The sequence below is a fragment of the Hymenobacter sp. B1770 genome (assembly GCF_049896385.1).
In the GTDB taxonomy this organism is placed as follows: domain Bacteria; phylum Bacteroidota; class Bacteroidia; order Cytophagales; family Hymenobacteraceae; genus Hymenobacter.
The window spans coordinates 291,180-305,727 of sequence record NZ_JAFCUF010000007.1; the positions used below are offsets into that span (position 1 = coordinate 291,180).

At 56.5% G+C, this 14,548-nt stretch carries 14 protein-coding genes; 7 read left to right on the forward strand and 7 right to left on the reverse strand.

The features are described from left to right. Nucleotides 1-56 precede the first annotated feature (56 nt). Nucleotides 57-467, reverse strand: coding sequence for a nucleoside-diphosphate kinase (locus ACP7AJ_RS15840; protein WP_426061181.1), 411 nt, complete (start codon nt 465-467; stop codon nt 57-59). Between the two features lie 220 nt (nt 468-687). Here ACP7AJ_RS15840 and ACP7AJ_RS15845 point away from each other — a divergent pair, with 220 nt between their 5' ends. The 5 genes from ACP7AJ_RS15845 to ACP7AJ_RS15865 all read left to right on the forward strand — a co-directional run bounded on the left by ACP7AJ_RS15845 (nt 688) and on the right by ACP7AJ_RS15865 (nt 5,011). After that, nucleotides 688-1,734 carry a DHH family phosphoesterase gene (locus ACP7AJ_RS15845; RefSeq protein WP_426061182.1) on the forward strand — a complete coding sequence of 349 codons (1,047 nt, stop codon included), beginning with the start codon at nt 688-690 and terminating at the stop codon, nt 1,732-1,734. A 38-nt stretch (nt 1,735-1,772) separates the two neighbouring features. After that, nucleotides 1,773-2,816, forward strand: coding sequence for an FKBP-type peptidyl-prolyl cis-trans isomerase (locus tag ACP7AJ_RS15850; protein WP_426061183.1), 1,044 nt, complete (start codon nt 1,773-1,775; stop codon nt 2,814-2,816). An 87-nt stretch (nt 2,817-2,903) separates the two neighbouring features. Then, complete coding sequence (locus tag ACP7AJ_RS15855; protein WP_426061184.1) at nt 2,904-3,506, forward strand: FKBP-type peptidyl-prolyl cis-trans isomerase; 603 nt, start codon at nt 2,904-2,906, stop codon at nt 3,504-3,506. Nucleotides 3,507-3,568: 62 nt separating this feature from the next. Further along, nucleotides 3,569-4,036, forward strand: a complete 468-nt coding sequence (locus tag ACP7AJ_RS15860; protein ID WP_426061185.1) for an FKBP-type peptidyl-prolyl cis-trans isomerase — start codon at nt 3,569-3,571, stop codon at nt 4,034-4,036. An 18-nt stretch (nt 4,037-4,054) separates the two neighbouring features. Continuing rightward, complete coding sequence (locus ACP7AJ_RS15865) at nt 4,055-5,011, forward strand: FKBP-type peptidyl-prolyl cis-trans isomerase (RefSeq protein ID WP_426061186.1); 957 nt, start codon at nt 4,055-4,057, stop codon at nt 5,009-5,011. A 9-nt stretch (nt 5,012-5,020) separates the two neighbouring features. On the opposite strand, the gene recO is transcribed toward ACP7AJ_RS15865, so the two are convergent. The 4 genes from recO to ACP7AJ_RS15885 all read right to left on the reverse strand — a co-directional run bounded on the left by recO (nt 5,021) and on the right by ACP7AJ_RS15885 (nt 9,405). Continuing rightward, nucleotides 5,021-5,743 (reverse strand): DNA repair protein RecO, encoded by a 723-nt coding sequence (recO, locus tag ACP7AJ_RS15870; protein WP_426061187.1) that lies wholly within the window; start codon nt 5,741-5,743, stop codon nt 5,021-5,023. A gap of 90 nt (nt 5,744-5,833) precedes the next feature. Beyond that, nucleotides 5,834-8,218, reverse strand: coding sequence for a ligand-binding sensor domain-containing protein (locus ACP7AJ_RS15875; RefSeq protein ID WP_426061188.1), 2,385 nt, complete (start codon nt 8,216-8,218; stop codon nt 5,834-5,836). A gap of 69 nt (nt 8,219-8,287) precedes the next feature. Beyond that, nucleotides 8,288-8,914, reverse strand: coding sequence for a thymidine kinase (locus ACP7AJ_RS15880; RefSeq protein WP_426061189.1), 627 nt, complete (start codon nt 8,912-8,914; stop codon nt 8,288-8,290). Between the two features lie 170 nt (nt 8,915-9,084). Beyond that, nucleotides 9,085-9,405, reverse strand: coding sequence for a 2Fe-2S iron-sulfur cluster-binding protein (locus ACP7AJ_RS15885; protein WP_426061190.1), 321 nt, complete (start codon nt 9,403-9,405; stop codon nt 9,085-9,087). Between the two features lie 37 nt (nt 9,406-9,442). On the opposite strand from ACP7AJ_RS15885, the gene ACP7AJ_RS15890 reads away from it, so the two are divergent. Together ACP7AJ_RS15890 and ACP7AJ_RS15895 are read left to right on the forward strand one after the other, a co-directional pair. After that, on the forward strand, nt 9,443-10,657 hold the full coding sequence (locus ACP7AJ_RS15890; protein WP_426061191.1) for a hypothetical protein: 1,215 nt from the start codon (nt 9,443-9,445) through the stop codon (nt 10,655-10,657). A gap of 103 nt (nt 10,658-10,760) precedes the next feature. Continuing rightward, nucleotides 10,761-11,711: a hypothetical protein gene (locus tag ACP7AJ_RS15895; protein ID WP_426061192.1), complete on the forward strand. Its 951-nt coding sequence runs from the start codon at nt 10,761-10,763 to the stop codon at nt 11,709-11,711. Here the strand turns inward: ACP7AJ_RS15895 and ACP7AJ_RS15900 are convergent. Together ACP7AJ_RS15900 and rodA are read right to left on the reverse strand one after the other, a co-directional pair. Further along, nucleotides 11,673-12,839: a hypothetical protein gene (locus ACP7AJ_RS15900; RefSeq protein WP_426061193.1), complete on the reverse strand. Its 1,167-nt coding sequence runs from the start codon at nt 12,837-12,839 to the stop codon at nt 11,673-11,675. The two genes, ACP7AJ_RS15895 and ACP7AJ_RS15900, sit on opposite strands and share 39 nt — an antisense overlap. A 197-nt stretch (nt 12,840-13,036) precedes the next feature. Beyond that, nucleotides 13,037-14,332 carry a rod shape-determining protein RodA gene (gene rodA / locus ACP7AJ_RS15905; RefSeq protein ID WP_426061194.1) on the reverse strand — a complete coding sequence of 432 codons (1,296 nt, stop codon included), beginning with the start codon at nt 14,330-14,332 and terminating at the stop codon, nt 13,037-13,039. Between the last annotated feature and the right edge of the window lie 216 nt (nt 14,333-14,548).

Here is a 14,548-nt window from a genome sequence, read left to right on the forward strand (position 1 = left end):
AAAAGCCCGCCCTGCAATGCGCAGTGCGGGCTTTTAGCTGATTATCAGCGCACGAATTACTTCGAGCCAAAGAAGAAGTCTGCTTCAATTTGAGCGTTTTCGTCGGAGTCGGAACCGTGCACGGCGTTGGCTTCGATGCTCTTGGCGTACTTCTTCCGGATGGTGCCTTCGGCGGCCTGGGCAGGGTTGGTAGCGCCGATGAGGGTGCGGAAATCGGCTACGGCGTTGTCCTTCTCAAGCACTGCAGCCACGATGGGGCCGCTCGACATGTACTTTACTAGGTCGTTGTAGAACGGACGCTCGGCGTGCACGGCGTAGAACTGGCCGGCGCGCTCAGGCGTAAGATTTAATTTTTGGAGCTCCACGATTCGGAACCCGCCTTCTTCCATCATGTGCAGGATACCACCGATGTGGTTTTCCTGGACGGCGTCGGGCTTAATCATCGTGAATGTGCGGTTGGTGGCCATTTGTTGGGCTGGAGGGGTTGGTTGAAAACTTTATTGTAGGGCAAAAGTAGCCATAAAGCCCAACGCTTTCCTTGGCCGAGTGCAGCCGAGCTTTGGCCTAGTCCAACCGAACCTTCCGGGGGGCGCGCGTTGTTAAGAACGGATTTCTTCCGACTTTTGCCGCCCCCTTTATTCGTAAGCCACCGGCCCTTAGTTCCTTTTCGGGCCATTCACGTTGTCGATGTCCACTTCCATCACCGCCCTGCAGGCGTTGCTCGCGCAGCCCCAGCAGGTTGTTATCACCACCCACCACAAGCCTGATGCTGACGCATTGGGCTCGTCACTGGCCTGGGCTGGTTATCTCAAGCAAAAAGGCCACCACGTCACGGTAGTTACCCCTTCCGACTACCCGGCCTTCCTCGATTGGATGGAGGGCAACGACGAAGTTGTGGTGTACGACAAGCGCCAGAACGACCGTCAGGTGCGCGACCTCGTCAACCGCGCCGACGTCATCTGCTGCCTTGACTTTAGCTGCCTGGGCCGCATCAACGAGCTGGGCGAGTACGTGCGCCAGGCCGCGGCCACCAAGGTGCTCATCGACCACCACCAGGAGCCCGAAGATTTTGCCGACATCGTGTTTTCGGTGCCCAGTGCCGCTGCCACGGCGGAGCTGATTTTTGAAATCATCCGCGACCTCGGCGACCAGGACCTCATCACCAAGGGCATTGGCGAGGCCTTGTACGCAGGCATCATGACCGACACGGGCTCGTTTCGGCACCCCAGCACTTCGCGCAATGTGCACCTCATCATTGCCGAGCTGCTGAAGGTCAATATCGACCTCTCGTCGGTGCACCGCCTCATCTACGACTCGCACTCCGAGATTCGCCTCCGCTTCCTGGGCTTTGTGCTGAAGGACAAGCTGGTGGTGAACCGTGAGTTCAACACGGCCTACATCGCCATCACGCAGGACGAGCTACGCCAGTACCAAAGCAAAACCGGCGATACCGAAGGCCTGGTCAACTACGCCTTGAGCATCGAGGGCATCCGTTTTGCGGCCGTGTTTATTGACCGCGGCGTGGCCGTCAAAATTTCTTTCCGCTCGGTGGGCAAGTTCTCCGTGAGCGACTTTTCTCGTCGGCATTTCGATGGCGGCGGGCACCACAACGCCTCTGGTGGCATCAGCTACCTCTCGCTTGATGCAACGGTAGAGCGCTTTCTGAGCATCCTGCCCGAGTACAAGGAGCAGCTCACGGGCGTGCCCGCTGTTGTAGCGCCGCCAGTGGTGTAACTTTGAACAGTTTCTGATTCTTCACTTCTTTTATTTTCATGCGTTTTTCCTCCCGCTCTGCGCGGCAGCTGGCCCTGGGGGCCGGCCTGCTGGGCTTCGCTTCTCTCACGGCCTGCAACAAAGACGGCGGTGACTTTGCCAAAACCAAATCTGGCATCGAGTACAAGATTTTCAAGAAAGTCGGTAACGACTACGAGCGGCGCGACATCAACCCCGATGGCGACCCGACTTACAAGGACCGGGTGGGCAAGTTCCTGCTGGGCAACATGCAGTACCGCACCGGCAAGGACTCGGTGTTGCAAAACACCCGTCGCGATGTAGGCCTGCCTGTGCCCCTGCCCTTGCAGGAGATAAAGCAGAAAGGTGCGCCCGACGAGGCCCTGTCTTTGCTGCAGCCCGGCGACAGCGGCGTGTTCCGCTTCCAGGTCGACTCGCTCATCAAGCCCAGCTCGGGCCAGCCCGTGCCCCCGTTCCTGAAGCGTGGCGGCAACGTGGTGATGATGTACGTGGCCACCACACCCAAGCTCATCACGCAGGAAGAAGCCCAAGCCATGCAGCCCGAGCTGCAGAAGCGCGCCATGGCCTCCCAAATGAAGCAGCGCATGGCTTCGCCCGAGTATGCCAAGCAGATGAAAGAGCAGGCTGACGCCCAGGCGAAAGCACTAGCCGCGCCCGAAGTAGTTGCTCAGCTGAAAAAGGACGACGCCATTCTGCAGGAGTACGTGAAGAAAAACAACCTGACCGTGCAGAAGCTGCCTTCCGGTGTTTACTACCAGGTGCTGAAGCCCGGCACCGGCCCCAAGCCCAAGCCCGGCCAGACCGTGAGCGTGAACTACAACGGCACGCTGTTGAGCGGCAAGCTGTTCGACTCGTCGGACAAAGCCGGCAAGCCCATTGACTTCCCCCTTGGCCAGGGCGCTGTGATTCCCGGTTGGGACCAGGGCATTGCCCAGTTGAACAAAGGCAGCAAAGCTATTCTGCTCATCCCCTCGTCGCTGGCTTACGGTACCCGCGGCGCTGGTGCCGACATTCCCGCCGACGCGCCTCTGCGCTTCGAAGTGGAATTGGTTGACATCCAATAGCCTTTATCCCTCTGAATTCCGGCCAACGGGCGGTGCGGCATAGCTGCTCGGGCCTCCGTTGGCCGGAATCCTTTTATCTCCTTTTTCATGAAAAATCTTCTGCTGCACTCACGTTACTTGGTACTGGCTCTGGGCTTGCTGCTGGCAGCCCCGGCCCTGTGGAGCTGCAATACCGAAACGACTTTTCAGAAAACGCTGCGTGAGCACGACGAAAAGATGAAGCGTATCGACGAGGACACGATTCGCAACTTTTTGACAAGGAACAGGCTCTTGAACAAAGCACGGCGGACAGAATCGGGCCTTTACGTGGTTGATAGCGTGGCCGGACAGGGCACGCAGGTTACCGCTGGCAAGCAAGTCACTGTACGCTATGTGGGTCGCTTCCTCAGCAACGGGGCCCAGCCCGGTTCTACAGGCTATCCGGCTTCGTTTGGCAATTCGCAGTTTCCAGCGGGCGCAGTTTTTGATAACTCCAGTGAAAACCGGACGGAATGCGGCTGTGCGGTGTTTACCCAGGGCAGCCCTGGCCTTGTGGCTGGTTTTAATGAGGGGCTTCTGCTAATGCGCAAAGGCGACCGTAAGTTGCTCTTGCTTCCCTCGCGCTTAGCTTATGGCTCCGGCGGCCAACCTGGCCGTATTCCAGCGGATTCGGCACTTATGTTTGACGTAGAAGTGCTGGACGTTTTTTAAGCAGTTTTATGCGGGTGAAGCCAGCAGCCAGCTACAGGACTTTTTTGCTTAGCCTGTGGCTGGTGCTCCTGCTGTCAGTTTCGGCTGCCAACGCCCAGCCTGGCACCAAACCAGCCGTTCTTTCCAATTCCAGTGCCCCCGCCCACGGCTCCGACTCGGCGCGCCTCACTCCGCAGCACACGCGGAATGGGGTGCGCTTTGTGTTTCATGAGCGCGGCACGGGCAAGATGGCCCTTGCCGGCAGTCGTGTGGCCATACGCTACGCTGGTTTCCTGCCTGACGGGCACCTCTTCGATGCCACCGCGGCATCGGGCAGCCCGCTTCGGTTCCGGGTAGGCCGGGGCGAGGTTATTCCGGGCTGGGATGAAGTGCTGCCTTTGCTGCCCGCAGGCTCGCGGGTGAGAGTATGGATACCCGCCGTACACGCTTACGGCGCTGCAGGCGTCCAGGACCCCGACGACGAGAGCCGCTACTTAATTCCCCCCAATACGGAGCTAATATTCGAACTAGAAGTAGTGAGTGTGCGCTAACGCGCGGCCAGCAATTCCATGATGAGATACCCACTTTTTAGCGCCGTTTGCGCGCTGTTTGTCCTCTTGCAGTCGGCCCACGCCCAAACTCCGGCCCTTGGCTTCTCGCGCCTGCCTTCAGGTACCGAGTACCGCCTATTTAGGAAAGATGCCGCTGGCCGCTACCAGCCGCGCACCTTGGCCCCTACCGACGCACCCTATGCTACCCGTGCCGGACAAATACTCACCGTATTTCTGGAATTTCGCACCGGCCGCGACTCGGTGCTGATGAAATCGCGCCAAATGCAGCCTATCCCGCAGCCGGTGCCCTTGCCGGCCCAGCCGGTGCCGGGGGGCATGGAAGAAGCCCTGGGCCTCCTCCTGCCCGGCGACAGCGCCTCATTCCGCTTCCCCGCCGACTCGCTATTTGCCAAGACCTTCCGTCAGCCTGTTCCCCTCTTTATTCGCAAGAGCGGCAATACGATGGTGGTGCTGGCCAGCGCCCAAGAGTTGTTCCCCATGTCGGAAATGCCTGCTCGGGCAGAAAAAATAAAAGCCCAGCTATCTGAGCAGGTACAACGCCAGGCCGTCGCCCAAACAGCGCAGGACGCCGCTCAGATTGAAGCCTATATAAAAAAGAACAAGCTGGTAGCGAAGAAAACGGCTGGCGGCACCTACTACATCGTAACCCGTCCTGGAAAAGGGCCACTCCCCCAAAAAGGGCAGACGGTGCGGGTGCTGTACCGCGGCACCGTGCTGGCCACGGGCAAAGAATTTGACTCTTCGGCCAAGCACGGCAACGAGCCCATAGCATTCGCACTGGGCGCAGGACGAGTCATTGCGGGCTGGGACCAGGGCATTGCCATGCTCACTGCCGGTAGCAAGGCCGTACTGCTTATTCCTTCATCCCTAGCTTATGGCTCTCGTGGCGCTGGCGCCGATATCCCAGCCAACGCCGTGCTGCGCTTCGAAGTAGAATTGGTGGACTTTAAGTAGCCTTCTACTCTACTCGGCAAGCACTTGCGACAAAATATCCAGCGACCGAATTTCGCCCAACTGCTCAACGTGCAGTTGGTAGTAGCGAATGAGCACAGTCAGCAGTTCATGACGCACGCGGCCGTTGGGAATGGTGCTCGTGGCCGGGTCACGTAGCAGCTCATCAAAGTAGGTTTCAAACTCGCGCAGCCGCAGGGTGGCCGGGCCAATAGCGCCCTTACTAGTGGCCGCGTGGCCGGCCATAATAACCTGGTCGGTCAGTTCTGCCCCCGTGCTGATGCCGAACCCCAGGTACGTGGACAACTCGAGCAAAAATACTAGGGCAAAGTTTTCGCTGCCCTTGGTTTGCTGGTCAAAAGCCAGAATGGAATCGTGTAAGAAGTGAAAAAGCGGCTCGTTTTGCTCTTCCTCGCGCACTGCTCGCCCCACCACTTCCGAGAGAAACAGCACCACGCTACTCTTTTGCACCTCATAGGGCAGCGTGCTGAAGGGCTCAGAACACCGAAATTCCGACAGGCGGGTGAGCCCGCCGCTACCCCGTGCCACGTAAGCCACCAAATCCAGCAGGGTGAAGGGCTGAAACAAGGCAATGCGTCCGGGAGGCTTGGCTTTGCGCACGCCATTCACGACGTAGCTCTGCACGCCCAGCCGCTCGGTATAGACGCGGGCAATGATGCTCGTTTCGCGGTATTTCAGATAGCTGAGGACGATGCCCCGTGTTTTTATCAGCATAAAGGTTAGGGTGCTGGCTCTGTACTGTACCAACGTGCTGCTCGCCCGTGCTTGCGCAGGCCGATCACAAACGGCTGAGCCCTCGGCACACTACTTACTCAGTACGGCCACTTTGCTCACGCAGGTATTTTTGCCGTCGGCATCCGATGACATTACGAGGTAAACCCCGGAGCGGACGCGCTGGCCTTCGGGGTTGGTCAGGTTCCAGGTTACAGTGCCGCCATTGGCTTTGGTGGCGTACACGAGGTGCCCGGCCACATCGGTAATTTTCACCAGGGCATCATTGGCAAGCCCGGTAATGCCCATGGTCCCCGCGAACTCGGGCCGGACGGGGTTGGGCGAAACTGCCGCGCATTGTGGGGCTCCCTCTGTGATGCTGGCGGCGCCACGATAAGCCACCACCCCGGCGTCCGTTGCTACCCATACTTCGCCCGTTTTATGGTTCACCTTCACGTCCACGATACGGTTGGAAGGCAATGGACTATTGGCCGTCGTAAAATGAAGCAGGGCTTCGTCGGCATCGGGGCTGAAAAGCCAGAGGCCATTATCGGTCCCGAACCACTTGCGGTCGCCGCCGTCCACCGCCAGGGTGCGCACGGGCTCAGTATACAAGGCCGGAAATCCGGTGCCATCGCCCCGGGTTACGTACGGCAACACGAACTGGGCAGCAGGGTCAAACGGTCCATTCGGGTCGTTGAACACAGCTACTCCTTTGCTGGTAGCCGCCCACATGTTGCCCCGGCGGTCCTTGGCAAGCTCATAGATTTGGTTATCTGGCAAACCAGTAGCCGTAGTGAAGAAGCGGGGCGGGCTGGGGTTGATAAGAGCCGGGTCGATGGCAAAAATGCCCAAGGGAGCGTTTGTAGGGTCAGTTTTACGCGAAACTGAAACCCAGGCATACCCGGCATCGTCCAGCGCGATGCGCTCCAGCGCTTCCAGCCCAAATACCCACGGAATGGTTCGCCACGTGGTGGCCACCGGGTCCAGAATAAACAAGCCCGAAGTATTGGCGGCTAGGTGTCGGTTAACCACCCATACCTTACCCTCAGCATCGGCGGCCAAGTCAGTCACTTCCACCCGGTTTCTGTCACCGAAAGTGCCAATGAGCGGGCTGCCCGCCGGGGTACCCTGCCCAAACACGCGAAAGTCGCCCGGGCCTTTCCATTCCATTAGCCCGCCCCCGTTGGCCCCCACGTACAGGGTGCCATCGGGCGTGCGGGTACCCCGCGAGGGGCTGACTGGGTTGGGATAATCCGTTGCCCGCGGCAAAGCGGTGGCCGTAATATTGGTCCACTGCCCGCTGGCGAACTCATAAAACCCAGCCCGCAGCCCCGTAGGTGCGTAGCGCTCCGAGTACCCTCCCGTAAATACATTGACCTTGTTGGTGCGGGCATCAGCCAAAATACTAAAAGCCAAGCTCGATTCTGGGCCGTTGGCCACGAACCGCTCCGCCGGCTGGTTGGTACCGGGCCGTACCCGCTGCAATCCGTTTTGAAAATTGGCCACGAAGTAGCTGCCATCGCGGGCGCGTACGGCGTCAAGAATGCTGGTGCCGGGAGTAGGCGGCACTACAGTGGTAACAGCCCCAGCTACGTCAATGCGACGTACGCCAGAGTCATCATCGACAATAAAAACTCCGATGCTGCTTGTGCGCAACCGGCGGAACTGCACAGTATAGGTATTAGGCACGGCTTGCCAGGAGCCCACACCAGTAGGGCTGCTGGCGGGCACAAATTTGTAGACGGCCCTACCTGTTCCTTCAACCCCCGCGTATACCTGTCCCGCATAGGCGGTTAGGGTGCTGTACATAGGGCGGCCTGGAGTAGCACCTATTGGGACGGGCCGGTAAACGGTCCAGCTGCGAAAATCCAATAGGTTACTGGTGAGCAAACCCCGCATGAGGCCTATTGAGGTCGCGACAAACAATGCGCCGTTGGCCTCGGCAGCATCATAAACGGCTACCGTGGTACCTCCTGGCCCGATATTGCTATAGGTGTCGGTAATCTCAACTTTAGTCAGGTCAATAACTACCAAGCCAAAACTTGTCGACAAATAAGCCTTGCCGCGCCCAACAGAGAGGTTATTGACCTCTTTAGCTCCCTGAATGGTCTTGCGCAGCACGTCGTTGAGGTTGCGAACGCGGCCATTGGCCTGCAGAATGTCGATGTTGGTGTTGCCATAAGCCAGCACCGTTTGCCGGGTCACAGAATCGTAGGCCAGCGCCGCTACCCCCACATCATTCAACCCATCGCGGCGCGAGAGCACCTGAGTAGTGTTGAGGTTCTTATCGACAAAATAGGAGGCGTTCTGAGTGGCCACGTACACCCGGTCGCCGGCGTCGGCCAAGCGAAAAGGGCGGTTGGTGGGCAAATGCAGCTGCCAGTCGCCGTAGCCCGCAGTGTTTTGTGCCCAAGCCGTGCCAGTGCAGTTTAAGAAACCAACTAACGCCAGTAAACAACGGAAAAGGTGCAACATACACTCAGCAAAAAACACGAGTTAAGTAGAAGCAGTAAGGCTGCTTTTGCCAACGCTTAGCCCAACGCTTTAGTGCGTGGCCGTTGAGCGCACCTCCGGGGCCGGCGCCTTGGCTTGCATGCCAGCTAAAAAGCAAGGCCGGCAGCGGGCTTCGTAAGAATCTGTCTCGCCGAGTAGCACTTGGCTTTCGCTCGCGGCAATCCGGTAAGAATAAGATGCTATTTCGCCGCAGCACACGCACACAGCATGTACTTTGGTCACATATTCGGCCGTGGCCAGCAGTGCCGGCATGGGACCAAACGGTCGGCCGAGGTAGTCCATGTCCAACCCAGCCACGATAACGCGGGTGCCATTGTTGGCTAACTGCAGGCAGACGTCAACCAGCGAATTATCAAAAAACTGGCCTTCGTCGATGCCCACCACATCGGACCCGGCAGCAAGCAGCAAGATTTCCGAAGGAATGGCCACCGGCGTCGACCGGATGCGGGCCGCATTGTGGCTCACCACGTCCTCCACATCGTAGCGGGTATCGACAGCGGGCTTGAAAATTTCGACCTGCTGCCGGGCAATCCGGGCGCGGGTGAGGCGACGAATCAGTTCTTCGGTTTTGCCCGAAAACATAGAGCCGCACACTACTTCTATCCAGCCCCGGCGGGGGGCATTGTGGCGGTTGCCAACACGGGGTTCAATAAACAAAGTACAGGCGAGCTTGGGGAGGTTTAGAAACCTAAAGTTAGGAACGAACGGCACAGCACGAGGCCTCTTTGCTGCCCAATAAAAAGCCCAGCCAAGCAAACGTCCTGACCGCCTGCCGTTGGACTGTTCACGCTGGCGGGTCAATAATTTTGGTTATCCAGCGTCAAGCGTTAGCCGTACTGCACGTGCGGCAGCTTCGTGGCTTCAGGCACGCGGCCGGTTACGGCGCCTGCTGGCAGGCGGGCCTGGCACGTCAGCCGCTCGTTGGCAAGCAGCCGACCAGCAGCCCGATAGCGTAGTTCAGTATCGGAGGGCGGGCTTAAGTTTTCCAAGCCGCTGCTTACCTGCAAACGACAGGTGGTGCAACGCCCTTTGGCACCGCAGGCGTGCATCCAGTCGTGCCCGGCAGCTTGTATTGCGGCCAGCAAAGTAGTCCCGGCGAGCACCTCCACGGCCGCTCCCGGTAAGTTTTCAATCGTCAACAGGGCCATTTATGCCTAACTTCGGCCACCGAAACACGGCCTTTTTATGAACGACAAATATAGCCTCGCCAAGTGCGCGCAATACGGTCGCCGCTTGGCCGCTCGCCTCTGCGACCAGCACTTCGACTCCGAGCCCACCGCCACTCTTGATGGCCCTGCAATACTCAAATTCACTCCCATACGCCAGGTTAACCTTCTGGTGGTGCGCCAGCTTTTGGGCCAATGGCAAGCCGAAACGGCCCGCCTCCGCAGCCCTTACTTCGATTTTGAAGCCCCGGCTGTTCAGGCTGCCCTCACGCAGTTCATGAACATTTTGTCGCGCCACATTAGCTTAAGTCGGACTTCTTTCGAGCCTTTATTGGCGCAAGCCATTGGCGACTCGCTGGGCATGGTAGCTGACCCAGTCGGCAGTTTCCAACGCCTGTTATTAGGCAATGGGGAATTTTCCTCGTTGACCAGCCTCCGCGACAACCTGCGTTACATTGACGTCTACAAGACTTTTTACCAAGGTTTCGTAGACAGCCTAACCAGCACTGGCGACCTCAGCAATGACTTCCTAACCCAGCGTTTCGAACTCTACCACGCGGCCAACTACAAGGCTCACCAGCCCATGCAGCGCCTCGTAGAAGAGTTCAGCACGCTTCTTCCGCTCACTACTGCCGACTTGCTTGAGGATGGTCCGGTGTCTGGCACTACCGCTCCTGTCCCCACACCTACTCAGCCCCAGGTTGAGCCTGAGCCAGTTCCCACTCCTACGCCAGTTGCAAAGCGCGTTACTCCGGAGCCCATTACGGTAGCAGTGCCTACGTTTGTAGCGGCCCCTACGCCCGCTCCAACTCATCTTCAAACGCCGTCTACACCCGTAGTCGTGCCGGCCGCTGCTGTGGTTTCTGGTGCATCCCTTACCACTGACGAGACCAGCAGCGTGCGTCTCCACGAGAAACTGAAAGCTGGCCACCCCTCAGCGCCGCCTTTGGCCGAAACCCTGCGCGCCACCGCGGCCCCGGCCGAACGCGCGGGTCCCAAAGTCGAAACCCTTCGCGAAGCCATATCCATCAACCAACGCTTTAGCTTTATCAACGAGCTGTTTGCAGGCGAAAACATGGAATACCACGCAGCCATTCAGCACCTCGATTCGCTGCCTACCCCAGAGCAGGCCCGTGCCTACGTCACCAGTGACCTGTCGCAGCGCTACGACTGGGGCCGCAAGGAGGAGCACGTCAACAAGCTCCTAAAGCTCATCGACCGCAAGTTTGCCTAGCCTCGCGCCGAATTCGACGTTGCCCTACTTAGGACCTCGGCTGCGCCGTTGGCTACTGCCCTGGCTCCTAGCAGTGGCCGCGGTGGCCAACCTTGCCTATCCGATGTACGTGCACTTCGATTTCTCGCATTCGCCCGATACGCGAAGCTACCTGCGCATGGCCACCGGGCATTTCGACAGCGTACGTGTCACGCATCGTTATCGGGTTCTGGTACCGGCTGTTGCCGCCGCCGTAGCGGCCCCACTTGCTAAAGCCTATGCTGCAGTATGGCCACAACGACCTACGGGCTTGTGGCCGCTACGCTTCAGTTTCTACTTGGTTAATTGCTTGCTTGTGGCTGCCGCTGGGGCTTGCTGGTTCAACAGTGCCCGCCACGCTGGAGCTTCCGCCGAAGGGGCAGCCCTCGCCATGCTGGCCCTGCTTACCAGCCGTTGGGCTTTGTACGCAGCCGGCCTTCCGCTCACCGATAGCCTTTACCTCCTGGTATTCGGGTTGGCTTACTATGCTGTCCGCCGTGGCCCGACCGGAAATTGGGCCTTGGTAGCAGCTTTATTGCTAGGCCCTTTGGCAAAAGAATCGTTCTTTCTGCTCTTGCCCTGGATACTCTGGTTTGGTCGCAAGTCCTTAAGCTGGCCGAAGCAGGCCCTGGCGCTAAGCATCGGGCTAATTGCACTGGTTGGTGTGCACTACCTCGTCAATGCAAGCAATGGAAGTTCTGATAACCAATCCATCACCAATGCATTAGAGCACTTCGATAACATAGCCTATTCGCTCGGGCGAGCAGCCTCTTTCAAAGGAATAGGTGAGCTGTTAAGCATATTTGGTCTTTTCACACTAGTTGTACCACTAAGCATACTGCTGGAAAAGCATCAGTCAAGAATCTCAGCCGACTACGCCTCCTTGGGCACGAAGGAAGTGTTCTTACTAGTTGTCGTAGCACTTCACATGGTTCTTTCCGGCGATTTGGGCCGCATGGGCTACTTGGCTGCCCCCGTTTTCAGCGCTGCTCTAGCTTTAACCTTTACTAATTGGCGCCGTCTCCTTCGCATATAGCGAAATAGGCAAAGGGCCTTGCCCACCCAATCCAACCAAGGACAAGCCCAAGAGCAGTGGCCAAACCGGTACCAGAAAGCGTGCCGCGCCCAAAGGTCCCGTCAGCAGTGCTACATAAAGTAAAATACCCAACACCACCCATCGCCCATGGCGTAGCGTTGGTCCGTAACTGTTAAGTCGTATAAAGCCACGAACGGCCAGCGCCAATCGGACGCTATTCGCCATTAGCATCAAGCTCAAGAAGGCTATCATGCCTACTGGAAGCCGCTGTACAGCGCGTAATATCCCCCCCGTCCGGGCTTGTGCCAGGAATCCACCCTCAGTAGGTGCTGCTAAGCCCAGAAACTGGCTTATATCAAACCGCCCAGGGTCCAAGAACAAAGCAACCATGCCCTGAAGGTGCTGCCTAGCATATACCCCGGGGTGTTCCCACAACACTGCTCTTGCCTGGTATTGAATAAAGCGCTGACGGGATGCAAAGTCTGGCTTCTGATTAGCCTCCGTAAGCACAGCCGCGACCCATTTGTCTTCCGCTGCAGGTCCATCAACCTGCCTTACTACCCCAGCTGCGTTATAATGCAACAGATTTATCTCGGCTATACTAGAAAAGTGGAAATAACCTGTGCGTATATAATTCCACTCCATGTATAGCCCCAAGGCTACCACTGGCATTAACCCAATAAGGGCTAGTTGCGGTTTTCTTCTTCTCCACGCCAGTACAACGCTTATGCCCAGCAATACGAGCGCAGAAGGATAAAATATCGGCTTCAATAGCATTGCAATCACCATGGCCAAGGCCACGGCAGCGAAGTATTGTCCTTTGCCGGATTTAATAAAAGCCAACCCTGCTGCTACTATTGTTACTACCAGCGTTTGTAGCATTACTTCACTCATCACCGCATTTGCATAGATGAGTTGAGCTGGAAAGCTTAGCACCAAAATTATGGGCAGTAACCAACCGCTATTTTTGGACTTAACCCTTGTAGCCCACCATAGTACCAGAAGGCTAATATTTAATAAGCTTAGTGCATTTTGTATTACTAATAATAGAAACGGGCGAGTGTTACAGTTGCCTAACACCAGTACGGCTAGCGGATAGCCAACTGGCCTGATAGTATACTCTTGCACAGCTTGCCCATTGTAAACGTTCCCCAGCCACGGTCGAGCATACAGTATACCATGCAATCGCAGGTTTTCTGCTGCCTGCATGTATCTGTCGGTATCTGGGAAGGCCCAGCTCTCATTGAAGAGCGCCCATGCAAACACTATTGTATGGGCTGTTGCCAAGACCATCCATACCCAAGCCGGCACTTGCCCGTTCCTCATCAGCGCACCAAGTCTTGCTTCCGGTACGCATCAAGCGCTAGCAAACTAAAAAGCAGTATGGTAAAAGACCATAGGGAAGACCCTCCATAACTAAAAAATGGAAGCGGAATGCCAACTACCGGCGCAAGCCCTATGGTCATTCCCATATTAACAGTCATATGGAAAAACAGTACGCTGGCAACGCAGTATCCATACGTCCGGCCGAAAACAGACTTTTGCCGTTCTGCAATATAAATAATGCGCCAGAGGAGTATTAAATATAATAAAATCACAACGAAACTACCAACCCAACCGAACTCTTCGCCTACTGTGCAAAAAATAAAGTCCGTACTCTGTTCTGGTACGAAATCAAATTTAGTTTGAGTGCCCTGCAAAAAACCTTTGCCCAATAGACCGCCCGAACCAATAGCAATTTTGCTTTGCGTCACATTCCACCCCTTGCCCAATGGGTCTGCCGACGGGTTGATTAGTATCTCAATCCTCTGACGTTGGTGTGGCTGAAGAACATTATTGTAGAAGAAATCAACCCCTACTACCATTCCTACCACCGACACCCATACACCAACTGCCAAGGGCAAATGATGACGTAAGACACGCCGATTCAGACCCAATATAGCAAGTAGTATTAGTGAAAAAGCAGCTATCAGCCACAATTTCGGCACCAATAAAGCTAAAATGAGTATGATGGCTGCTGCTGCCAACAAGAGCAGAATCAATGGGGACATCCCTTCACGGAAATAAGCCAGCAACAGTGCACCAAATACCAGCGCTTGGCCAGATTCATTGGAAGCAATAATCAACAGTGGAGGCAACAGTGTAATGCCAGCCAATACCAGTTGGTCACGCCAGTTCTGATACCGCAAATTGATACTGGCCATAAACCGCGAAGCTGCCAAAGCCGTGGTAAACTTGGCGAATTCAGCCGGTTGCAACCTCACTGGCCCAAGCTCAAGCCAGGAGCGTGACCCTGCTATCGGCCGGGCCACAAACATAGTAACCAACAGTAGAACAATCATGCCCCCATACATGGCATAAGCCAGTGTATCATATGCCTTATAGTCTACCACCAGAAGCACAACCACAAGCACCACAGCAGTAGCAATCCACAGTAGTTGCTTGAACCAGTTAAAAGCCATAAGCTTGTCAAAGCTGAGGCTTCCCAATGGATTTGCTGGTGCGTCAGGCGAGTAGCTCGACGCATATATACACACCCATCCAATGCCAACCAGCACTACATAAAGTAGAATGGTAAGCCAATCAATGCTACGACTATAACGTGCTGGTGATACTTGCACAGATACTAAGAGCTAGTACACAACCCAATTTACTTATATTTATTAACTACGAGAGGCTGATCACGCCCAGCAGTGCAACACTTGATACAGTAAGTATGCATACTCCCCCAACGCAGCACGCCCCCCGCGGGCTGGTGAGAGCGGGCGGGGGGCGTGGGGTTGTAAAAAAGGTTGGCGGCGACCGACTCTCCCACCGGTGAAGGCAGTACCATAGGC